We start from the raw sequence: 19,926 nt of genomic DNA, 5'->3' as shown, positions 1-19,926 counted from the left end.
ACCATCGATTGTCTCGGATCCGCTTGCCGGGCGGGTGAACACGCGTGACAACACGCCGGCAGTCGTCCACGTCGACCTCGTGCCCAGCAACCAGATTGAGATCACCATCGCAGCAAAAGGGGGCGGGTCCGAAAACAAGGCGCGTTTCACCACCCTTAACCCCAGCGCGTCCGTTGCCGACTGGGTGGTCGATACCGTTTCGACGCTGGGCAGCGGATGGTGCCCACCCGGCCTGATCTCGGTCGGCATCGGTGGCAGTGCCGAAAAGGCAATGCTGCTGGCCAAGGAGGCCATGAACGAACCGATTGACATGTCGGAACTGACCGCCAGGGGGCCGTCAAGCGCGGAGGAGGCACTGCGGGTTGAGCTTTATGAACGAATTAATGCGCTTGGCATCGGCGCTCAGGGCCTAGGCGGCCTGACGACAGTCGTTGATGTCAAGGTTGCAACATATCCTACCCACGCGGCGTCCAAGCCTGTGGCGCTCATTCCGCAATGCGCCGCCAACCGGCACCTGACGTTCACATTGGACGGCACAGGGCCGATCCAGCTCCAACCACCAAACCTTTCCGAATGGCCACAGATCGGAAATGAGGACTTGCACACTGCCGACGTCCGACGGGTCAATCTGAATGCGGTCACAAAGGAAGAGACGGCATCGTGGCGCTGCGGGGAAACGCTTCTTTTGTCCGGGAAGATGCTGACGGGCCGTGACGCCGCCCACCAGCGAATGGTCGATTTGATCGATGCCGGCAAGCCGCTCCCGGTCGATCTGCGGGGACGCGTGATCTACTACGTCGGACGCGTCCGCGCAGTGAGGGATGAGGTCGTCGGGCCGGCTGGCCCGACAACCTCCAGCCGCATGGACAGTTTTACTGAAAAGATGCTCGCCGAGGCCGGGCTATATGCAACGGTTGGCAAAGCGGAGAGGGGCCCGGCCGCCATCGAGTCGATTGTGAGACACAAAACGCCCTATCTCATCGCAGTGGGTGGCGCTGCGTACCTGATTCAAAATCGATCAAGGCGGCGCGGATCGTTGCCTTTGAAGACCTGGGCATGGAAGCCATTTATGAATTCGAGGTGCAGGACATGCCGGTGATCATGGCTGTCGATGTTGAGGGAAACTCCATTCACAATTCCGGGCCTCTTGAGTGGCGCAAGCGCATGGCGGCCGACCATCGCGCGCAACATCGGCGTTTGAGTCCGCCGGCTGCGCAAACCGGCCAGACTCCCGCGCCAGATTTTGGGCTGCAACGGTACCACAAGTGGCATTTTGTGGTTCAGCTCCTCGGCGAGCCAGATAAGAAAGGCCTTCAAGTCGCTCTCGATGCCAAATGCTCGGATGTAAACACTGCATCGACTGCCGTCTATACGATCGACGCCCGGGTGCGGTCGAGGGTGCCAATGAGGTCAAGCACCGGAGATACCAAAAAAATGCGCTATCTATTTACGACGAGGTCGCCGCCGACAGGCGATCACCCTCTCCAAATACGCCATCGCCCGGTTAGGGGAGGGACAATAGCTCAACTGTTCTACAGCGTTCTGCTTGGATCGTTCTCAATTCCCTGACTTCTACAACCCTCGCAGTGAAGCTTGCAGTCCGAGGACGAATGACGGCCACTGTGTTCGTTCGCTTCGATTAATGATGGAATTGGTTGGCACTAATTGCGCTGTCGACTACCGCTTGAGAGCAAAAGGTCATGAAATCGAAACCTGATCCTGTGCGACTGGACGCTTTGGATGTCCGGATTCTCTCAGAGATCCAGTCAGACGGTCGGATTTCGAAAAGCGAGCTCGCAAAGCGTGTTAACCTTTCGGCGTCGGCCTGTTCGGAGCGGCTCCGCGTGCTCCAAGCCGCGGGGATCATTGAGGGGTTCTACGCGCGACTAAGTCCAGCCCTCATGGGGGGCATCATCTCTATAATGGTTGAGGTGGTTCTGGATCGCCATCGTCTGGAGGACCAACGGCACTTCGAGACTGCGATCCAACAGATTCCGGAAATCCTTGACTGCTGGGCTATCGGGGGGCGGATCGACTATCTGATGCGCGTTTCATCACCTTCCATGGCTGCGTATCAGGATTTCATGGAGGAATTGCTGCAGGCAGGCTTGGGTATCGAGCAATACTACAGCCTTGTCGTGACGAAACCAGTGAAATCCAACTCACCGATTCCTCTGTCCACCCAGAGGCAACGGTAAACTCCCGAAGCCTTGGTTTTCACGGCTATTGGTGCCGATTCCGTGAATTCGTCGGCTAAGGACATGCATTTCCGCGAAACCCGAGGCAGGTTTGTCAGTATGCTGGTTTGCAACGGGCGGCTGGCCGAGTGTTCCCAGCCGAGGGATCGCGAGGAGAGGGACGATGCGTTTGAGCAATCTGGGAACCGAGCAACTGCGGGAGAAGGACCGAAGCTTCGTCTTTCATCCGTCTACGCACTTAGCCAAGCACAGCCGCGGCGAGACGCCAAACCGGATCATGGTCGGTGCAGAAGGCGTGTACATCTGGGATACGGAAGGCCGAAAGAGCCTTGACGGTTTCGGCGGGCTCTACTGCGTCAATATGGGATATGGATGCACGGAGATTGCCGAGGCTATCGCCCGGCAAGCGCACGAGCTGCCGTTCGCGCATGTCTATGCCAGCCAGGGCACGGAGCCGGTCGCGCTTTTGGCGGAGGCCGTGGTCGAATATTTCGGACAGGACATGCGACGGGTCTACTTCGGCCTTTCCGGCTCAGACGCCAACGAAACCAACATCAAGCTGGTCTGGTACTACAACAACATTCTCGGCCGCCCCGAAAGGAAGAAGATCATCTCGCGGCATCGCGGATATCACGGGTCCGGGCTGGTCACCGGAAGCATGACAGGGCTTCCCTTTTTTCACGATTTCTTCGATCTGCCTTTTAATTTGGTGCGCCATACGACGACGCCACACTACTATCGCCAGGCGCGCGACGGCGAAAATGAGGAGGCGTTCTCCAGGCGCTGTGCCAACGAACTTGAAGCCCTTATCCTCGCTGAAGGCCCACAGACCGTTGCGGCCTTCATTGGAGAGCCGGTACTTGGGACCGGTGGCATCGTTCCGCCTCCGAAGGGATACTGGGCTGCGATTCAGGGGGTGCTTGACAAGTACGACATCCTTCTTATTGCCGATGAGGTGGTCTGCGGCTTCGCGCGAACCGGTGAGAAATTCGGTTCCCACCTCTATGGCATGCGCCCGGATTTCGTAACCATCGCCAAGGGCTTGAGTTCCGCCTATCTGCCTATCTCCGGTTCGATTATCGGTGACCGGGTCTGGTCGGTCTTGGAACAAGGGACGGAAAAGCACGGGCCACTCGGCCATGGCTGGACATATTCGGGTCACACGCTTTGCGCGGCGGCCGCGCTTGCCAACATTAAATTGCTAAAGGAAAGAAATATCCTGGAACATGTTCGGGATGTCGGACCGTACTGGCATACCCGGATGAAGGCCGAGCTGGAGGGACATCCCATTGTCGGCGAGGTTCGCGGCGTCGGCATTCTATCCGCCGTGGAGCTGATGCGGGATCCGAAGGGCCGGGTGCCATTTGAACCCGGACTTCAAGTCGGCGTGCGCGCTGCCGCTGCTCTGTTTGAAAATGGCGTCATAGGCCGCGCTATGCCGCATGGCGATATCCTCGGCTTTGCCCCACCTCTGATCATTACCCGAAAAGAGATCGACATCATCGTCGACGCAACTGCGAAATCAGTCGATACGACCTATCGCGCGCTGAAGGCGGAGGGCGCGATATGATCTGACGTGACGGATGACGCCTCCCACTCGGATCGACCAGGATATCACCTCCGGGAGCCCCTGTGGCGTCATGAGCTGGCGCGCGCGACGCAAATCTCGAAACACAATACCGCCTTCGCGTCCGAGACCGCAACGTAGGCTGTTGCAGAATTGTAGAGGTGACGCTTTCAGAGACGACCGCCGATGTGCAAGCTTCCGTGAGGTTGAGCTACTCCATGGAGAGAGTCTTCAACCGCCCGCAAACAGACACCCCGACCGTAAGGAAGTGCCAACCCAAGGATGACAACTATCGCCTGCTAAGAGATGGCGTTGGAATGAGGTCTCGGTGTCGATAAGAGCAAAGTCGAAGCACATATCGCCCTCCCAAGGCGCACCGGCCCGGCACGGAGCTCAGTCTCCTGCCGGGCCTTCTTCCCTGAATGGCTGCGCTTTGGTCAACCCGTCTTGGCTCCGATATGTAGGGCCAGAAGCCATGGGCAAACTCACTGCAGTTTAGCTATGCAAGACGTTTTTCACAGATTTGTAGAGCAAATCGCAGACAGCGCTGACGCGACGGACCTGCGCAACGCTCTGGGCGAGATTGCCTCTTCGCTCGATTTGCCGCTTATCTTTTCCCTTCGCTTGGCAAGGGCCGCAAGGTGCGCCTGATATCCACCTATCCTCAATCCTGGACATCTCACTACCTTCACAGTCGGTATGAAAAGATTGACCCGGTTATCCATCAGGCGCGTGGTGGTCAGGAACCATTCAACTGGGATGCGCACGGTGCTGATCTCGAACTGTCGACGCAGCAGCGACAATTGATGGATGAGGCGACGCAATTTGGCATTCACTGCGGCTTCACGATCCCGATCCATGGCAGCACCGGTACGTTTGCAGCACTGACCTTCGCCTCGGATGAAAGGCGACCACTGTTCTTCCGCCTGATTGACCGATATGACCGCGTGCTGCAGCTCATCGCGGTCTTCTTCCATCTTCATGCCTGTCGCAAGTTGGCCGACGGCAGGATCGTGGATGGCGTTGCCCTATCGCGAAGGGAAATGGAGTGTCTGAAGTGGGCGGCTCGCGGAAAGACGGCGTGGGAGATCGGCCGCATCTTGGGAATCAGTCGGCACACCGCAGCCTATCATCGGGATAACGCCAGGATGAAGCTTGGCGTGAAGACGGTTATTCAGGCAGCCGTTCGGCTTGCACTATCCAGGCCATCTCTCTTCACCTGATCTCCGAAACCTGGGCACATACACAGGTTGTATCAACTCCGGCCCTTGCCTTCAATCGCAGGTGTTATCCATGCGAGGGAGAAAGGCCATCATGATGCAGTTGATCACGCCGGATTGTTACGCTGAGTTCAGCGACGAGCTCGAGCAGATGCACCGCTTGCGGTATCGCGTCTTCAGGGATCGACTTGATTGGGACGTTTCGTTCAGCGGCGGCTATGAGGTCGATCCGTTCGACGCGCTTCGTCCCCACTACCTCTTGCTGCGTTCGCCCACCGGGCGCATCGACGGTTGCGTGCGCCTGTTGCCGACCACCGGACCGACGATGCTGCGCGACAGCTTCTGCGCTCTCCTTGCAGACCGTTCGGCGCCGGAAGATCCGCGGGTTTGGGAAAGCAGCCGTTTTGCGCTTGATCTGCCGCCTTCCGCGCCGAAACAGGCGGGCATCGCTATTGGCACCTACGAGCTGTTTTCCGGGATGGTCGAGTTTGGGTTGTCACGTGGTCTGTGCAGTATCGTTACCGTAACGGATCTGCGCATAGAGCGGATCTTGCGTCGCGCCGGCTGGCCACTCGAACGGCTGTCCGATCCGCAAACAATAGGCAACACGCGCGCCGTTGCCGGATATCTCGACGTCTCAACAGAGAGTTTGGAAGCCCTCCGTCGCAATGGCGGGCTCAAGGGCCCGGTGCTGTGGACACCGGTCATGAAGATCGCCTGAGCCTTGAATCCAACCCTTCCTGGAAATGATGCAATGGACGAAACAAGACCTGGCCCTGCTTGGCCGGACAGGCAAGATGATGGTGCCTATGGCTATGTCGAGCAGCTCACCAGTCGAGGCTGGGCCTGGGAATTCCTCAGGCGCAATCCGGACTTCCAGAAGGATCTGGCGAACGCGTTACGCGGTGCCGAACGCACGAACGCCCGATCCGTGGACATTATCAGCCTGCCTTCGAACACTGTTGATCTCTCGCGGTGGGGCCTTCTGTTTTGCAAGCTCAAAAGGAACTGATGCGAGCGTCTTTTGGTGCCCCTGCCAATGTCCGCATGTTTTGCCGGTTGCTGCCGAAATGGCGGCGCGGCCGCGCGGGGTCGACTTGCTTGATCTCGCCCCGCGCTCCTGCCGCATCTCCATACTCGTCACGCGGGACGGGCATCAGCACGTACTTGTAGAGGACAGTGGCAGGAGCTTGCAGCTGGCTGCCTCCGGCGTCAGCATCCTCGAACCTGTGCGATTGACATCCTCCGTCCTCTGGTCGCCAGAGGAACTGAAGCAACGCCTAAACGCGCTGGAATGTCTGAACAGCCTCTGTTGGACCGGCAGGCTGCAACCAGGATTCTTTCCGACCGAGCCCCGTTGCTCGCGGTTGCGCCGAGTCTTGCGTGCGCTCGACGGCTCCATCGCTGGCGCATCACACCGCGAAATCGGCCTTGCTCTCTTCGGCAGAGCCCGCGTCGAGCAGGACTGGGCCCACCCCGGTGACCATCTTCGCGACAGCGTCCGCCGTGCAGTCAGACGCGGGCGCTCGCTTATGAACGGTGGTTATAAGCGTTTTCTTCTATAACGACTGTCACCATCAGGCCTTTTGGCCAGAGAACAGCTCTTTGTACCCCGCCACCACCAGCCAGTGGGCGCGCGCGAGATGGCTGCGAACCGCCCTTTGGGCGCGCGCTGGCTCTTGCACTGGATCGATGCCCAATATCGCCTGCGCCATCTCTTCTTCGCTCGCATTGTCGGCGCATGCGTCTATGAGCTTCAAATATGTCGTGAAGTGTTCATCGTCGTAAGCGGTCAGGCTTTCCGCCCATGGGACCTCGTCGGCAACAGCAGGTTGGAACAATCTGTCTACCATTTCATGTCTCGCCTAAGACCTATTCCGCGCCCGCGCACGGTACAATATCCTAAAATGGGATAATCCGAAACTGGGATTAGTCGGTGAGCCGGTTCCTTCTTGGCCGGTTCGTCTGATGCCGAAATCCCTTCGATCAGCTCGCCAGCGCCGGCTGCTAAAACGGCTGATTGCGGCGCGCAAAACCAAAGGGGTCACCCAGACCCAGCTTGCTGATATGCTGGGCCGCCCACAATCCTTCGTGGCCAAGTACGAGGGTGGTGAACGTCGGCTGGACGTAATTGAGTTTCTCGACCTTACCGAGGCTCTCGATATCGATCCTTGCGAGCTTCTGGCACAAATGCGTCGCTCTCGTGACCTGTAGATCGCGTTGCGCTTGGTTTGGGTGCCAAACTTCACGATTTACCTCCTTGAGTTTACGGCTCAGCGGGATTTGCCTCGCTAAAGTGATGCCGTGCAGCCGCTCCCCTTTGTTATCTCTGATTTTTGTAGAGAATCCTCCGTGGTGAAATCCTCGACAATAGGGTGGCTTCTCGTGCATGGAAATCCGAGAGGTCTTTGCCCGCAATCTGCGTAGGCATGGCCAAAAAAGAAATTGTCGTAAGAAGCGCTGGCCCATGAGGCTGGCGTCGACCGAGCATATGTCAGCGCACTTGAGCGGTCGGTCTATGGCGCCAGCATTGATACGGTGGCAAAACTCGCCAGAGTGCTCGGAATCGAGCCGGCCGATTTACTCGATAAATCTGGAAGCAGCGACGAAATCGCGGTTGATGAGACTCGACCAGAAGGTTTTCCAGGCATTTCATGCTGCTGACAGGAACGCCCGCGCGCCTTGGCGCGCACCAGGTGCTCGTGAACCGAGCCCGCTTTTCTTCGGCAAGTTCAGGCGGTCTCGGCCATTCCTTGGCGTGGGCACTCCTTCGGGCTGTGACGGCCGCCGCCCTTGCGGGCGGCGCGGTTTGTCTGTTGGCCTTTCCCGGTGGCGCGGGGTGGGCGGCACCCCCTTCTAGGCCCGCCGCGGCTTCCCGCAACCCTTCGCTTGCGCTCAGGGTCCTCCTCTTCGTTCCGGTCCTTCGGATGCGGTCCGCCTACCACGGCGGGCCTATCCGGTCGCGACTCGCCGCCCACCCCACTGCCGGGGAAAGGCGCGGCGATTGGTGAGCGGAGGATAAGACATGCGTGCAAACAGCAAGCGTTGTGCCAGCACAGAGGCTGGCGCAGGCAAGGGCGGGCGCCCGGCGCCAGCCTTTTATCAGGAGATCACCGACCGCTTCATTGCCGAACTGGAGCGCGGCACCGTGCCATGGGTCAAGCCATGGGGCAGGGCAAAGGCAGGCCTTTGCCTGCCGAGGAATGCTTCCGGGGCGCCAGCCACCGCTCCTGCAGCAAAAGGACAGCAGCTGTCGCAGCATGGCTGAACAAGGCATCTTGTCGGCGTCGAGGAGCTCCGTGCTCGCCTTACGCAGGCGCATAGCTCTGACATGACGTCCGGGAGACTGATGCCGGGCATTCCATCAACAATACCCAACAGCCATCCTGATCCGAAGGGCATCTAAGCACGTCCATTTCAGGCGTTAGTCGAGGCCGCATTGACCAGGGGTACCCTTCTTGGTCCGCTGGAGGAGGGCGGCCGCCTGTCGACAACGGCTTCTTCAAGTGTCGCCCGTGCAGGGACGACCGTAAAAAAGGGCGTGCGAGGCGCCCTTCATTTCCGATCGGCTATCAGCAGCCGCCTTCAGCTTTCGTTGTTAGAAGCGGTAGGTCACACCTGCGCCTATTAACCAGGGATCGAGCTCCGCCTTTCCCGTCAGCTTCGCGCCGTCGACCGTGACGTCGAAGTCTGGCTTGAGGAAAAGCTTCTTCACGTCGAAGTTGACGCCCCAGTGCTGATCCACCATGTAGTCGAATCCCACCTGCAGCGCGGTGCCGAACGTATTCTTAACCTTGAGAGCATCGGCACTGCCGGCACCTTGGTTATAGAAGATCGTGTAGTTCACGCCGGCGCCTACATAGGGCTTGAACGCGCCGAAATCGGTAAAATGATACTGCAATGTGAGCGTGGGCGGCAGCAGCCAAACCTTGCCGATATTGCCCAGCGCGCCGATCGCTCCTTGGCCCTCGATGTTGGCATAGGTGGTGCCGAGTATGAGCTCGGCGGCGATGTTGTCCGTGAAGAAATAGGAGATATCGAGTTCCGGGATCACGGTGTTCGAGTAGGAAAGACCGGAGCCTGACACTGCATTGACGTAGCCCGAATCCTCGGTGATGACCCCCAACCCACGCAGGCGGAGTTGCCAAGGACTTGGCTCTTGCGTGACCGAGGCTCCTGCCTGCGGGACGCTCGCGGCTTGCGCAAGGTCCGCCGCGACGGCCTGCTGTCCCATCACGATGAGGACAACGGCCGCTGTTACTCCCCGCGCCGCGCGCATTTGGTTTCTCGCCATGATATTCTCTCCTTGCTCTTCAGAAAATGTGGACCGAACTACGAAAAATCTTGATTGGCGGAGCGCTCATGCGCAATTTGCGTGGGAACGCGCACACATTATTCGCGCCGTGCTCGCGACCATTGACCTGTACCCACTGATTGAAACGTTGCTCTTTGTCTGGGTCCCGCTGACCTATCGAACGCCATCGGCTTGCCAGCCGATCGCACTGCGAAGGAAATTGGTGCCCAAGGCAATGAATGCGGCCCGCTCCCGATTGTTCTTGCCGTAGCCGTGCCCGCCCGCGCCGGGCTCATAGAAGTAAGCGGGATAGCCAAGAGCCTGCAGCTTTGCGGCCATCTTACGCGCGTGGCCCGGGTGGAGGCGGTCGTCCCGCTTCGTGGTGGCAAGCAGGATCGGCGGATAGGGCTGTCCCGGCGTCGCGACGTGATAAGCGGAGATTTCCTTTAGGAAAATCCATTCCTCCGGCTTGTCGGGATCGCCATATTCGTCAATCCAGCTCGCGCCCGCCAAAAGCTTGGTGTAGCGGCGCATGTCGACAAGCGGCATTTTGCAGAACAGCGCGCCGAAACGCTCAGGATAGCGGGTAAGCATGTTGGCGATCAGAAGGCCGCCATTTGAGCCGCCCTCGGCGGCAATCCGCCTCGGCAGCGTAATGCCCCTTCGCACGAGGTCGGCGGCAACGGCGGCGAAATCGTCATGGGCGAGACGCTTGCCCTCCCTGCGCCCGGCCTCGTGCCAACGGGTGCCGAACTCTCCGCCGCCCCGGATGTTCGCCACCACGCACGTGCCGCCGCGTTCGAGCCACAGCTTGCCGAGCGAGGAGTTGTAGTGGGGCAGGAGCGATATGCCGTACCCGCCGTAGGCGGTGAGGTGAACCGGGGCATCCCCGTTCCCGTTCGCCGGACCGACCTGCGTGTAGGGGATCATCTCCCCACCGGTCGAGACTGCCTCGTGGCGCGTGACCACCAGCCCGGATGCGTCGAAATTCTCCGGGTTGCGCTTCAGGATTACTGGAGCGCCGAGAGGCGCCGCGGCATTGAGGTCTAATAGGAGAAGCTTCCGCGGCTTGATCGGGTTCTGAGCCGAAACGAGGACCTCTCCGTTGGTCTCGAGATGTTCCGCATCGAGCGACCGAAGGTGAACAGTCCCTTCGGCGGGCACGGTGTCCAGCACTCGGCGCGTCCATTCCTCGCGGTCGGGGGTGAACATGTCGAAACGCGGAACGAGGTAGACGAGGTAGGAGATAATGAGCTTCCCGTTATTCCAGAAGAATGACTGCAGGGAGCGCCTGTCGCCTGGTTCAAAGAGGGTGGCAAAACTGCGCTCGCCGGCGATGAAGGAGGAAAGCGAGATACCGATCAGCGCGTCCGCGGCATGGGTCGTCCCTCCCACTGTCCACGGCTTGCCCGGCTTTACCGCCAGCCAGTTGCCGAAGCCGCTCCACGAAGCGTCCCGAGGAAGGTCGATCCGCATCTTCGGCCCGCTCCTGTCGCCAATTCGGCCGATCTTCTCAAAGAAGGTCGCCTGCTCAATGAACCAAAGGCGCTCGCTCTCGGCGGTGCGGTCCAGATGGCAGGACACGCCGAGGGATTCGGGACCGGTCTCGAAGATTACCGGCGCGGTGAGCGGATCCGCGCCACGTTTCCACAGCCGCACGGTGCGCGCGTAGCCGCAGCGGGTGGCCATGCCATCACCAAGCGCACTGGAAAGCAGAAGCGTGTCAGGATCGAGCCAATTTACCCCGCCCTTGGTCTCCGCGAGGTTGAAACCGTCGGCGACGAAGCTAACACACTCCAGATCGAATTCGCGATGCACGACCGCCTCGCTGCCGCCGCGCGAGAAGCGTAGAACGGCTCTTTCCCGTCTCTCTGGCTCGATCGACGCGCCCCCCCAGACCCAGTCCTCTCCGTCGCTAGCGGCGAGGGCGTCCACATCGAGCAGGAGCTCCCACTGGGGATCCGCCTTCATGTAGGCGGCAAAGGTGGTTCGGCGCCACAGTCCGCGCGGGTTGCGGGCATCTTGCCAGAAATTGTAGAGGTAGTGACCGTGGCGGGTGATCAAGGGAATCTTGTCAGGACGGTCGAAGATCGCTGTCAGGGCCGCGCGGTCCCGCTCGAATTGCGTTCCACCGAAGTGCTCCAGTGTCCTGGCCGACTGGCTGGCGGTCCAGTCAAGTGCCCGTTCGCCTTCTATATCTTCAAGCCAAAGATAAGGATCATCGTCGGGAGCATTCAGCGTTGGGCGGAAATCGAATGCGGTCATGTCCGTGCAACCTGAAGAATGAAAGCGCAAAGGCTTCCGTCCGCTCGGGAAAGCTCATTGTTTGCGGCGGCGAGCGCATGCTCGGCGAGCGTGATCATAGGATGAGTTCTTCTCAGTTGGTGCGACGCGGCAGTGCGTTTGCGCATAGGACTGCATGTGTCGTGCCAACCAGGAAAATCGTTTCAGAACAATGCGACCACTCTGATGGCGCTGTGTCTTATGTCCGGCATCGTCTTAGATCCGACAATGACTGCAACCGTAAGCGCCTGATCGATCTCGTGTGCGAGCTCGCAGCAAACTTGCATAACTCAAGCAGTGAAGCTCACACCGAAGTTGGTTTGGATATGCCGGTCTTCCTCACCGCAGCGGTCATGAACCTCAGGCGGTTGGGCGCCCACTCTCCTGTTCGATTTCGGCGGTATCGGCTCAGCCTGTTACCTTTGATCCGCCGCGGCGGGCCTGAGAATCCAAACCGACGCCGGCAATGCAGGCGCTATCGCGAAACTCGCGTGAAAACCCGGCTTCTTCAACGCCCTCCTGCAGGCTGAACTCGCGCCGTCAACGCTGAGGTCGGCAGACTCGCATCTCTCGGGCATTATGTTTGCGCATGATTGCCTGACCCCATCCTCGGGATCCACATGGGCCAGTGTCTGGAGGCCACTGAGGCCAGCGAGCAAGCGCGGGCAGTGTTTTGCGTACTGGTAAGTGGTGCGAGTTCTGCCTCCTAAGTCTTCACGCGACGTCGGGGGCGGGCAGGGCTCAATCCAACGGAAGGCATCCAGGAGCGGTAAGGGTGTTTGAGGTTTCGCGCGTCAGCAGAGGGTTTTCCAAGAACGACACGCAGTTTGGCACCTGCTGTGCGTGAGGATCCCGAGCCCGATCATCAGTGTTGCCGCTATGACCTTTGCCGTTGAGCGGCCCTCCAGCGTTTTCCGGGCGCGGAACGCTACGAACAAGGTCTTCAGGTCCTCGCAACCTGTTTTGCTATTTCCGATTGCCGCAAAACTCTCCTGCCAGCGCTGACGCTGTGGTGAATTGGTGTGCGTGCTGGAATGGGGCAGTGCGGGGCAAATCTGGCCTCGGAAATCGGCTGCATCCCAGGTTCAAGCGGCGCACAGCCGCGCTCCATCTCCATACTGGCCGCAGAGAAAGCTCGGCGTGAGCATCACTAGACAAGCCATTGCGCGTCTGGCCGGTTCGTTTTTCGGTTCACTGATGAGTCACCTGCAACTGCACAGGCTGCTATCTATAGCGTGAAGGTTCGTCTCCAATGGCGGGGAATTCCAGAACTGGCGGATTCGTGCAGTAGGCTTCGGTTGGTCTGAAGCCCTGCCTAGCCCTCAGTTGCCGCTTTGACTGCCGCCTCGAACCGTTCTGCCGCTGCCTTTGCCGTTTTTAACAGCACTCTGAAATCGTCGGGAGGATTGCCGCTATCCAGCATGCTTTTGAAGGTCGCGTAAGCATCTGTCTTGCTCCCGTAGGCACGCAAGCTGTCATTGTCGTTTACCCACGCGAGCACGATGATCTTGCTGGTGCTATCGAACCGGAAAAACAGACGATACTGCTGAAAAAACTTCGCACGGAACCAGTGCTTGCGGTCGCTGCCGAGCGTATCACCCTGCCGAAATTGCGCCCCCGCCGGGTCAGCCGGGATATCCTTGGTCACGAGTCTGGCGATCGCCGCCAGCTGCTTCGTGCAGTTCTTCTTCCGGTAGTTGACGGGGTCGCGCGCCTTGCGGGCCTCAACCTCCTCGATCAGACATTCAAGCTGATCGAGGAAGAGCGGCTGCGCGTAGATCGACCACCCGTTGATGACGAGGGGAGCCTTAAGTGGCCCGTCTTGCCTCGTCATTCGTCATCGGCAGACAGTGTTGCGTCGAGATCAACCTCGACATCCCCGACCAGCGCTTTTAGCCGATCATATAGCGCCCCGTCGAACGCCTTCAGCCGCTCGGGGTGAGCTTGAATATCCGCTTCGAGAAGATCGAGAAATGCCCCGAGCGCCGGATCGGCAGCCTCGTGCACCGCCTCAATATAGACCCGACCACTGGGTTCGGTATAATACCGGATTTGGTCGCCCTTCCCAAGCTGAAGTTGCTTTCGCACACCGCTTGGCACCGTCGTCTGATAGCGATCGGTGAGCTTCGAGACATCCTGAGCGAGCGCAACCATGTCAGCCTCCTGAGTCATTGGACCATCGCTCCGATAGGTAATGCAAATGCATTGCCTCGTCAAGGGCGGCTCATATCCTTAGCGCGCATTCAGCACATTGATTGGTTGCTGACCGGAGGGCCGGGCAAGGCTATTGCGACTCGGGTCGTCGTGAACCTTGCCCGGGAAAGATCTTGCAAAGTGTTCTCGCTGAAGCTCTGATCGGCCAACGGCGCGTCCACGCCGACTGGAGGGATCCGCGCGATCACCTGCGCGACCGTATCCGCCGCGCCGTCTCTCGCGGCCGTGCACTGATGAATGGCGGATACCGGCACTTCCTCGTCTGAAGAAGCTTGGTCGTCCGCAATCCTTGTGGCCAAATACGACGGTGGAGAGCGGCGTCTCGATGTCATTGAGTTTCTCGACGTAACTGCGGCGCTTGACGCCCATCCCTGCGAGATTCTGTCCAGCCTGCGGTCGTAGCGGGCGCCCGCGCGCCTGACGGCGCGCGCCGGGTGCTCGTGAACCAAGCCCGCTTTTTCTTCGACAGGCTCAGGCGGTTTCGGCCATTCGGCTTCGCCCCTGGCGCGGCTCGTCAGACGCGCGCAATTCTTCTCTGTAGCGCCTTTCCCGGCGGCGCGGGTGGGCGGCTCTCCTTCTAGGCCCGCCGCGGCAGCCCGCAACCCTTCGCGTGCCGCTCAGGGTCCTCCTCTTCGTTCCGGTCCTTCGGATGCGGTCCGCCTACCACGGCGGGCCTTTCCGGGTGGCGACTCGCCGCCCACCCCGCTCACATGGGGTTTTTTCGTCAAGGCCGTCTTCGCATATCACCTCAATGCGCGTTGTGATCCAGGGTCCGAGCCTGTCGTCATGGCGCGGTGATAACACCGGTCCAAACTCACATACGGTCGCTGCGCATCGGCAGCTGCACCTGCGTGACGTGGCGATGGATGCGGCATCGACAACATGGCTTTCGATGCCTCCACCCTCAAGAACCCGGTGGATCCAGAAGCCGTCCAAACCAGCTTCCTGGATTGTGATCACAGGCACTTCACGGCCCGTTCTGCGCCGAACCGTTGCCTTCAACTGCCCGACAAGGTCCAACAACCCGGCCGCATCGCCTGCCTTGACGGTGTGCTTTGATAACTTCTCTCCGTTGCAGGGAAGCAAGCTCGTCACCAACCAAGTCGAGCGGCTGAGCTCCAGAGACAGGAAGATGGCGCCCAGCGTCGTGTGGATCGCCTCGGCTGCACATTGGGTGTTTCATTATTCATGAATATGACCCCTGCAAGTTTTTCTTGAGCAATATGCCTGTCGAGGCGATTTGATCGCGGCTGCGGCCATCGCTTCGCGATGCGGTTTGATTATTGCCTACCCCCGCTCGCGGGGGTGGGCGACGCTCCTTTCTAGGCCCGCTGCGGCATGTCGCAATGCTCGCTCCCTCGCATCCTCCCCTTCGTTCCGGCCCATCGGGTGCGGCTTGCCTCGTTCAGCGGGCCTGGCCAGTCGCTTTCTGCCGCCCACCCCACTCACGGGGGCAGGCACGCGAGATTGGAATCGAGCGCTGCCTCAACGCCCATGGGATCTTCCGGGGAAAGCCGCGATTGGCGAGCGGAGGACAAAACGAGCAGGCAGGACAGAAGCGTACCGCCAGCGGGGAGGCAGGCAAGGGCGGGCGCTCGGGCGCCAGAAGCTCGGCGTGTGCACCAAAATCAGGCCGTTGCGCTGCTGGCCTCCTCACGGTGTTCTCTTTCTGAGAAACTGAATTCTTTGGTCCCCTGTGCATGTGCACAGGCTGTTTCGCGGACGCATTCGCCTCCAATGGCAGGGTCATTTCTGCCCGGAGGCCTTCATGATGCAGCTGAACGTACCCGATTGGTACGACGACTTTGCCGACGAACTGCACGCAATGCACCGTCTGCGGTACCGCGTTTTCGACTTGCCGCAGACAGATGACAAACCGCTCAGCGGCGGCGTAAGATCATTCATGGGTGTAGTCTCCGAAATGATTCGGATCGGCCTTAGCGACCAAATCCCAGGGCATTTCAATGGCTTGTGCTACATCCGCCACCCCCCTCATGAATTTCTCAGGCTTTCATGGACATCTTCGGTGACTTCAGTCTGTTCCCGGCACTGGCCCAGCTCTTGATAGCTAATTTTTCGTCCGAACCGTGGATGCCTTGGGTCTTTGTTGGATGCTACGCGTTGATCGCTTATTGCTTCATGCCTGACTTGCGGGAGCGATCATCTCGCAAGATTATCTTTTGGCAATTTGTGCTGCCCTTGATGTTCTCTGGCGCAATCATTAAAGGTCTACTGGATATGGGTGCCCCCAACACCCCCGTGCTCTTTGCTCTTGGCATCGCGCTCATGGGCGTTTTCTTAATGGGGAACATGATTGCCTTCATCGCACATGCAGTTCCTGTAGTCGTTACGGACGCAAACATCCGACATGCTGCAAAGACAAAGCCCTTTAGCTTCATCTTATTGCTATTAATATTATTTTGTGTGGTATGTCAGATTCTGACCCTGATTACTTCGTAAACGTCCTCTGCTGCTCCAGCAAGCCGGACGAGCAGGGCGGAGCGCGTACTTGCCAGTAGATGGCGAGCATGAATACTGATCGAAGAGCTTAACAGGCTCAGACTGAACCGCACCGGGTTTGCCGAAAGCCGTTTCTTCCAGCATGGCGTAGTAGCGTGCCTCGGCTTCGGCCGGCGGGATGGATGGAGGTATCCGACGTACGTCGCCTGAAGGCTCTGGAGGACGAGAACGCCCGGCTCAAGAAGCTCCTGGCCGAGCAGATCCTGGACAACGCGATTCTGAAGGATGTCGCCGCAAAAAAATGGTGACGCCCGATGCGAATCCGCGAGGGGAAGCAGCTTGCTGCCGCGCGCCATGCGGCGAGAGCTGCATGCTTTTTCGTCAGTTCGATGTTCTCGGCGCTCCGAAATCTCTTCGTCACCCCAGACGCGCCGCTCTCGCCACTCACATCATCGCATCCGCGCAATGGCGCGTTGGAAAGCTGTGACGGTCCTCCTGCCTCGCAGTTCGGCTGATAACGGCCTGCGAACATGCGCCGCCTCCTTCAGCACGTCGAGCAGCCCGAAATGAGGCCCGTCGGTTCGGGCAAAGGCTTGAACGGCTTATAGTTATCCGGTTATCGCCGCCACAAAAAACGAACCTTCTGCGGAATATTGGCATCGAGGAGAAACAGTTCTTGCTCCAGCTCCTTCCGGATGGAAGCATAGAAGCGGTAAATCACCGTGCATCTGTTGTCAGGTTCAGACCTGAATAGTACGCATCTCTCGCACGAATGTGACCGAGTGCATGTTCTGCAAGTTCAAGATGGCGTCGCATGGCAACACGATAGCATCGCCATGCAGAACTACCTCTCAGCCCTTGCTCTCGCTAACAAAAAGACCCGGCACCCAATCTGGAGGGATTGGGTGCCGGGTCTTCAAGGTCACATTCGATTGGGAAGGTGCAGTGACGCTTCTTGGCTACGCCCCGCATGATTAACGAGCGGTTAACTGCCGGCATATTCCTCAGCTCCTATTCCGGCGACGAGGGCGTCCAGATATTCGGGGTGACCGGGAATAACTGATAAGTCCCGGACAGTGTGTCGGTGTCGATTCAAGTGCCTGTTGCGTTCATGCTTTCATGGATGATCGAGCGCTGGCCCGGTGGCTTCCAGACCCATTTTGGGCGAGAACGGCGTACGCCTCTCCGGCGGCGAGAAGCAGCGCCTTGGGTTGGCTCGGGCTCTTTACCAGAATCCGGAGATTCACGCAGATGCGTGATGCTTCCTCACTTCGCGGGGAAGCTTAAGAAGCCGACCCCATCAATCGGTATCTTCATCCATGCCCCGATGACGAAACTAAGCGTGAAGCCATGGGTCACAATGATCTGAGTTGCGCACGGTCGATCCACAATCGCATTCACCCGAGGAAATACGCGGGTCGCTACCTCCCGGCGGGTTTCTGCGCCTTCAATCCCACAATGGTGATCTAGCCGATTGTCATCGGAGATGGGATTATAGCGAGCATCAAGCCAATCTTGCGGTTGTCCACCTGCCACGCCGTAGCTGATTTCGCGTGATGCGGAGGCCACGGCCGAACGTCTGGCGGCGTTGGTTGGTCAGAAACAGCTCGAAATCTACAGCTCCGACCTTCACCGAGCATCCCAAACGGCAGCCGCTATTGCCCGACGCTTCGGTCTGCATGCCCTCGATGGGAGAAGGCAAATCGCGATCTGTCGGGCAAGAGAAGTATCCTGGTTCAGAATCTGCCCGATTAGCTATTCGGAAAAAGGCGACATCGCCGGGCAAATTTGGCGCCGCCATGAGGCGTCCCCCTCAATGTCGGATTTCCGACAGGATCGCGAATCCGCCAACCCGTTGTTTAATAAAATTTTCCTTCTCTGGCACGGCTCATGCGCGGGATTCTGCGAACGCCATCAAAGATAGGTCGTCCATGATCATGCGCACCGAAAATGCCGTCGCCGCCGTGAAACCCGCGCTCTTGCCTGCCACCAAGCCGGCGAAAGGCCGGCGCGTCATGGTCGAGGCGGGCGACTCGGCCCGCTTCAAACACCTGATGGGCCTGGAAAGCGTCTCGCGTAACGGCGACGCGGTCATCGAGGCGGGCGGAAAGGATATACATTGATGCCCCCAACCCACGTCGCCGGCATGACCCGTCGATTGTCACCGCGCTGGAATGCTCGGGTCTACATTCGACAACCCGCAGGACAATTCTCGCAAATCCGGTCGGCACCGGGGATCGAAACGTCCGCGAGGGGGCCCCAATGGCTATGGCCGATATTCGCCGCTAACAAGCCGCCTAGTGGGAAGACTCTATAGGAGGAAGCAGTGGACTTATCTTGCGTTGGGATCGGTGCTGGCCCGTCCAATTTGAGCCTTGCGTGTCAGATACACGAGCAAGTTGGGCAAGGGGCACTGTTCCTGGATCGGCAGGTCGACTTCCGCTGGCATCCAGGCATCGCTTTCGATTCCTCAGAGCTCCAGGTGAGCCACTTCAAGGATTTGGTCACGCTGGTGAATCCGCGATCAGCCTACACTTTCGTAAACTACCTGTACGAGAACGGGCGTCTGTACCACTTCCTGAACGCACAGTTCGAGGCTGTGTTCAGAGCTGAGTTTGAGCAGTACCTGAACTGGGCCTTCCACAGGAACCCACTTGTCCGTGGCGGCGAGACGGTGCGCGAAATCCGCTTTGACGGCGCGTTTCGGGTGCGGACCGATAACGCGGTTCTCGGCGCCAGAAACGTCGTGGTTGGCATTGGTAAGCAGGCGCAAATCCCGCCTCAGTTTCAGGGCTGGACTGGACGCAACCTGTTCCACTCATCTGTTTTATTGCACGTCCATCCTGAGGTGCGGAGAAAGCATGTCTGCGTGGTTGGCGGAGGCCAGTCGGGAGCCGAGGTGATGTTGCACCTTGTCGGCCTGCCGAAAGAACGGCGGCCTGCCTCGATCACTTGGGTCTCGCAGCGTGAGAACTACCTGCCTCTCGACGACAGCCCGTTCACAAACGAGTTGTTCATGCCCTGCTTTTCGGATCGTTTCGCGGCGATGAGCGAGTCGCAGCGTAAGCTGCTCCTGCGGCGTTTCGTGCTTGCCTCGGACGGCATTTCGGAAAGCACGTTGCGCGCGATCTATCAGGCGCTGTACCGCCACGCATTTTTCGAGCCAAACCGATCCGACATCACACTGCGGCCGGGCTGCACCGTCTCGCACTGCATCAACGCCGGCGCGGGTCACAGGCTAACCCTGCAGCACGGCATGGTCGAGGTCGAAGAAGTCACGGCTGACATCGTCATCCTGGCCACCGGTTACGAGAACGCGGTGCCAGACTTCTTGGCACCCATCGCGCACCGGCTGGAGCAGATCGACAATGAATTAGCTATTCGCGAGGATTTTTCGGTGAGCTGGGATGGACCGCATGACAGACGCATCTTCGTACAAAACGCGAGCCTCGGGCAGCGCGGCCTGGCCGATCCGAACCTAAGCCTGCTGGCCTGGCGCGCGCGCCGCATCCTCGATAGCCTTCTTGGGCGCGCGCCATGCGCGAACCCCGAGCATCCTGGCTTCATCAGCCATACCTCGATCGAGAGCTGGCCCGACCCCGCAGCCGAAGAAATGGGCAGCGGGATATGACTCGTAGACTTTTGATCATCGGCGGTGGCATCCTAGGAATGATGTCCGCCTCCGCTGCG

At 59.2% G+C, this 19,926-nt stretch carries 20 protein-coding genes and 4 pseudogenes; 17 read left to right on the top strand and 7 right to left on the bottom strand.

The genetic code is table 11. From position 1 onward, the window contains the following. From NKJ12_RS28555 to NKJ12_RS28525, 7 genes and pseudogenes are all read left to right on the top strand, one after another. Positions 1-1,201: pseudogene (locus tag NKJ12_RS28555) on the top strand (fumarate hydratase); the annotation flags it as partial. A 499-nt stretch (positions 1,202-1,700) separates the two neighbouring features. Continuing rightward, positions 1,701-2,198, top strand: coding sequence for an Lrp/AsnC family transcriptional regulator (locus NKJ12_RS28550; protein ID WP_352706692.1), 498 nt, complete (start codon positions 1,701-1,703; stop codon positions 2,196-2,198). Positions 2,199-2,361: 163 nt separating this feature from the next. Next, positions 2,362-3,768, top strand: coding sequence for an aminotransferase (locus tag NKJ12_RS28545; RefSeq protein WP_352706690.1), 1,407 nt, complete (start codon positions 2,362-2,364; stop codon positions 3,766-3,768). 638 nt (positions 3,769-4,406) lie between these two features. After that, positions 4,407-4,988: a LuxR family transcriptional regulator gene (locus NKJ12_RS28540; protein ID WP_352706688.1), complete on the top strand. Its 582-nt coding sequence runs from the start codon at positions 4,407-4,409 to the stop codon at positions 4,986-4,988. A 91-nt stretch (positions 4,989-5,079) separates the two neighbouring features. Next, positions 5,080-5,706: an acyl-homoserine-lactone synthase gene (locus tag NKJ12_RS28535; RefSeq protein ID WP_352706686.1), complete on the top strand. Its 627-nt coding sequence runs from the start codon at positions 5,080-5,082 to the stop codon at positions 5,704-5,706. Between the two features lie 33 nt (positions 5,707-5,739). Further along, positions 5,740-5,997 carry a transcriptional regulator domain-containing protein gene (locus NKJ12_RS28530; RefSeq protein ID WP_352706683.1) on the top strand — a complete coding sequence of 86 codons (258 nt, stop codon included), beginning with the start codon at positions 5,740-5,742 and terminating at the stop codon, positions 5,995-5,997. Between the two features lie 58 nt (positions 5,998-6,055). Continuing rightward, positions 6,056-6,550, top strand: coding sequence for a DUF2285 domain-containing protein (locus tag NKJ12_RS28525; protein ID WP_352706681.1), 495 nt, complete (start codon positions 6,056-6,058; stop codon positions 6,548-6,550). A 12-nt stretch (positions 6,551-6,562) separates the two neighbouring features. On the opposite strand, the gene NKJ12_RS28520 is transcribed toward NKJ12_RS28525, so the two are convergent. Further along, positions 6,563-6,826, bottom strand: coding sequence for a DNA -binding domain-containing protein (locus tag NKJ12_RS28520; RefSeq protein ID WP_502905744.1), 264 nt, complete (start codon positions 6,824-6,826; stop codon positions 6,563-6,565). Positions 6,827-6,953: 127 nt separating this feature from the next. Between NKJ12_RS28520 and NKJ12_RS28515 the strand changes: the two genes are divergently transcribed. The 3 genes from NKJ12_RS28515 to NKJ12_RS28505 all read left to right on the top strand — a co-directional run bounded on the left by NKJ12_RS28515 (position 6,954) and on the right by NKJ12_RS28505 (position 8,253). Beyond that, a complete protein-coding gene (locus tag NKJ12_RS28515) occupies positions 6,954-7,199 on the top strand; it encodes a helix-turn-helix domain-containing protein (RefSeq protein WP_352694248.1) in 246 nt (81 codons plus the stop codon). 246 nt (positions 7,200-7,445) lie between these two features. After that, positions 7,446-7,649, top strand: coding sequence for a helix-turn-helix domain-containing protein (locus NKJ12_RS28510; protein ID WP_502905747.1), 204 nt, complete (start codon positions 7,446-7,448; stop codon positions 7,647-7,649). Positions 7,650-8,010: 361 nt separating this feature from the next. Further along, entirely contained in the window at positions 8,011-8,253 is a 243-nt protein-coding gene (locus NKJ12_RS28505) for an ArdC-like ssDNA-binding domain-containing protein (protein WP_502905743.1), read from the top strand. Between the two features lie 330 nt (positions 8,254-8,583). On the opposite strand, the gene NKJ12_RS28500 is transcribed toward NKJ12_RS28505, so the two are convergent. The 4 genes from NKJ12_RS28500 to NKJ12_RS28485 form a co-directional block, all read right to left on the bottom strand. After that, positions 8,584-9,279, bottom strand: a complete 696-nt coding sequence (locus NKJ12_RS28500) for an OmpW/AlkL family protein (RefSeq protein WP_352706678.1) — start codon at positions 9,277-9,279, stop codon at positions 8,584-8,586. A 174-nt stretch (positions 9,280-9,453) separates the two neighbouring features. Then, a complete protein-coding gene (locus NKJ12_RS28495; RefSeq protein ID WP_352706676.1) occupies positions 9,454-11,544 on the bottom strand; it encodes a prolyl oligopeptidase family serine peptidase in 2,091 nt (696 codons plus the stop codon). A 1,333-nt stretch (positions 11,545-12,877) separates the two neighbouring features. Further along, positions 12,878-13,396 carry a type II toxin-antitoxin system YhaV family toxin gene (locus NKJ12_RS28490; RefSeq protein ID WP_352706674.1) on the bottom strand — a complete coding sequence of 173 codons (519 nt, stop codon included), beginning with the start codon at positions 13,394-13,396 and terminating at the stop codon, positions 12,878-12,880. Then, on the bottom strand, positions 13,393-13,716 hold the full coding sequence (locus NKJ12_RS28485; RefSeq protein ID WP_352706672.1) for a type II toxin-antitoxin system PrlF family antitoxin: 324 nt from the start codon (positions 13,714-13,716) through the stop codon (positions 13,393-13,395). The genes NKJ12_RS28490 and NKJ12_RS28485 overlap by 4 nt, the downstream gene beginning before the upstream one ends. 173 nt (positions 13,717-13,889) lie before the next feature. Here NKJ12_RS28485 and NKJ12_RS28480 point away from each other — a divergent pair, with 173 nt between their 5' ends. Beyond that, positions 13,890-14,042 carry a DNA -binding domain-containing protein gene (locus tag NKJ12_RS28480; RefSeq protein WP_352706670.1) on the top strand — a complete coding sequence of 51 codons (153 nt, stop codon included), beginning with the start codon at positions 13,890-13,892 and terminating at the stop codon, positions 14,040-14,042. A gap of 580 nt (positions 14,043-14,622) precedes the next feature. Here NKJ12_RS28480 and NKJ12_RS28475 read toward each other — a convergent pair. Continuing rightward, positions 14,623-14,931, bottom strand: a pseudogene (locus tag NKJ12_RS28475) (IS110 family transposase); the annotation flags it as partial. A gap of 858 nt (positions 14,932-15,789) precedes the next feature. On the opposite strand from NKJ12_RS28475, the gene NKJ12_RS28470 reads away from it, so the two are divergent. From NKJ12_RS28470 to NKJ12_RS32345, 3 genes and pseudogenes are all read left to right on the top strand, one after another. Continuing rightward, positions 15,790-16,236, top strand: coding sequence for a hypothetical protein (locus NKJ12_RS28470; RefSeq protein WP_352706668.1), 447 nt, complete (start codon positions 15,790-15,792; stop codon positions 16,234-16,236). Between the two features lie 176 nt (positions 16,237-16,412). Continuing rightward, positions 16,413-16,538, top strand: a pseudogene (locus tag NKJ12_RS28465) (IS3-like element ISMamg1 family transposase); the annotation flags it as partial. 824 nt (positions 16,539-17,362) lie between these two features. Next, positions 17,363-17,480: pseudogene (locus NKJ12_RS32345) on the top strand (ATP-binding cassette domain-containing protein); the annotation flags it as partial. Between the two features lie 22 nt (positions 17,481-17,502). On the opposite strand, the gene NKJ12_RS28460 reads toward NKJ12_RS32345, so the two are convergent. Further along, complete coding sequence (locus NKJ12_RS28460) at positions 17,503-17,805, bottom strand: histidine phosphatase family protein (protein WP_352706666.1); 303 nt, start codon at positions 17,803-17,805, stop codon at positions 17,503-17,505. Between NKJ12_RS28460 and NKJ12_RS28455 the strand changes: the two genes are divergently transcribed. The 3 genes from NKJ12_RS28455 (at position 17,780) to NKJ12_RS28445 (ending at position 19,867) form a co-directional block, all read left to right on the top strand. After that, positions 17,780-18,160, top strand: coding sequence for a histidine phosphatase family protein (locus NKJ12_RS28455; protein WP_502905746.1), 381 nt, complete (start codon positions 17,780-17,782; stop codon positions 18,158-18,160). The two genes, NKJ12_RS28460 and NKJ12_RS28455, sit on opposite strands and share 26 nt — an antisense overlap. 7 nt (positions 18,161-18,167) lie before the next feature. After that, complete coding sequence (locus NKJ12_RS28450) at positions 18,168-18,359, top strand: hypothetical protein (RefSeq protein WP_352706663.1); 192 nt, start codon at positions 18,168-18,170, stop codon at positions 18,357-18,359. Between the two features lie 203 nt (positions 18,360-18,562). Then, entirely contained in the window at positions 18,563-19,867 is a 1,305-nt protein-coding gene (locus tag NKJ12_RS28445) for a lysine N(6)-hydroxylase/L-ornithine N(5)-oxygenase family protein (protein ID WP_352706660.1), read from the top strand. Positions 19,868-19,926: the final 59 nt, after the last annotated feature.

The organism is Mesorhizobium sp. M0195 (assembly GCF_040322115.1).
Classification (GTDB): domain Bacteria; phylum Pseudomonadota; class Alphaproteobacteria; order Rhizobiales; family Rhizobiaceae; genus Mesorhizobium.
This window is presented reverse-complemented; position numbering and strand designations above follow the sequence as displayed.

Bases quoted from the DNA above. Each gene is read 5' to 3' on its own strand.
- NKJ12_RS28500 (WP_352706678.1), bottom strand. From the start codon at position 9,279: ATGGCGAGAAACCAAATGCGCGCGGCGCGGGGAGTAACAGCGGCCGTT.
- NKJ12_RS28550 (WP_352706692.1), top strand. From the start codon at position 1,701: ATGAAATCGAAACCTGATCCTGTGCGACTGGACGCTTTGGATGTCCGG.
- NKJ12_RS28485 (WP_352706672.1), bottom strand. From the start codon at position 13,716: ATGGTTGCGCTCGCTCAGGATGTCTCGAAGCTCACCGATCGCTATCAG.
- NKJ12_RS28530 (WP_352706683.1), top strand. From the start codon at position 5,740: ATGGACGAAACAAGACCTGGCCCTGCTTGGCCGGACAGGCAAGATGAT.
- NKJ12_RS28505 (WP_502905743.1), top strand. From the start codon at position 8,011: ATGCGTGCAAACAGCAAGCGTTGTGCCAGCACAGAGGCTGGCGCAGGC.
- NKJ12_RS28495 (WP_352706676.1), bottom strand. From the start codon at position 11,544: ATGACCGCATTCGATTTCCGCCCAACGCTGAATGCTCCCGACGATGAT.
- NKJ12_RS28535 (WP_352706686.1), top strand. From the start codon at position 5,080: ATGATGCAGTTGATCACGCCGGATTGTTACGCTGAGTTCAGCGACGAG.
- NKJ12_RS28525 (WP_352706681.1), top strand. From the start codon at position 6,056: ATGGCGGCGCGGCCGCGCGGGGTCGACTTGCTTGATCTCGCCCCGCGC.
- NKJ12_RS28545 (WP_352706690.1), top strand. From the start codon at position 2,362: ATGCGTTTGAGCAATCTGGGAACCGAGCAACTGCGGGAGAAGGACCGA.
- NKJ12_RS28470 (WP_352706668.1), top strand. From the start codon at position 15,790: ATGGACATCTTCGGTGACTTCAGTCTGTTCCCGGCACTGGCCCAGCTC.
- NKJ12_RS28490 (WP_352706674.1), bottom strand. From the start codon at position 13,396: ATGACGAGGCAAGACGGGCCACTTAAGGCTCCCCTCGTCATCAACGGG.
- NKJ12_RS28450 (WP_352706663.1), top strand. From the start codon at position 18,168: ATGATCATGCGCACCGAAAATGCCGTCGCCGCCGTGAAACCCGCGCTC.
- NKJ12_RS28515 (WP_352694248.1), top strand. From the start codon at position 6,954: ATGCCGAAATCCCTTCGATCAGCTCGCCAGCGCCGGCTGCTAAAACGG.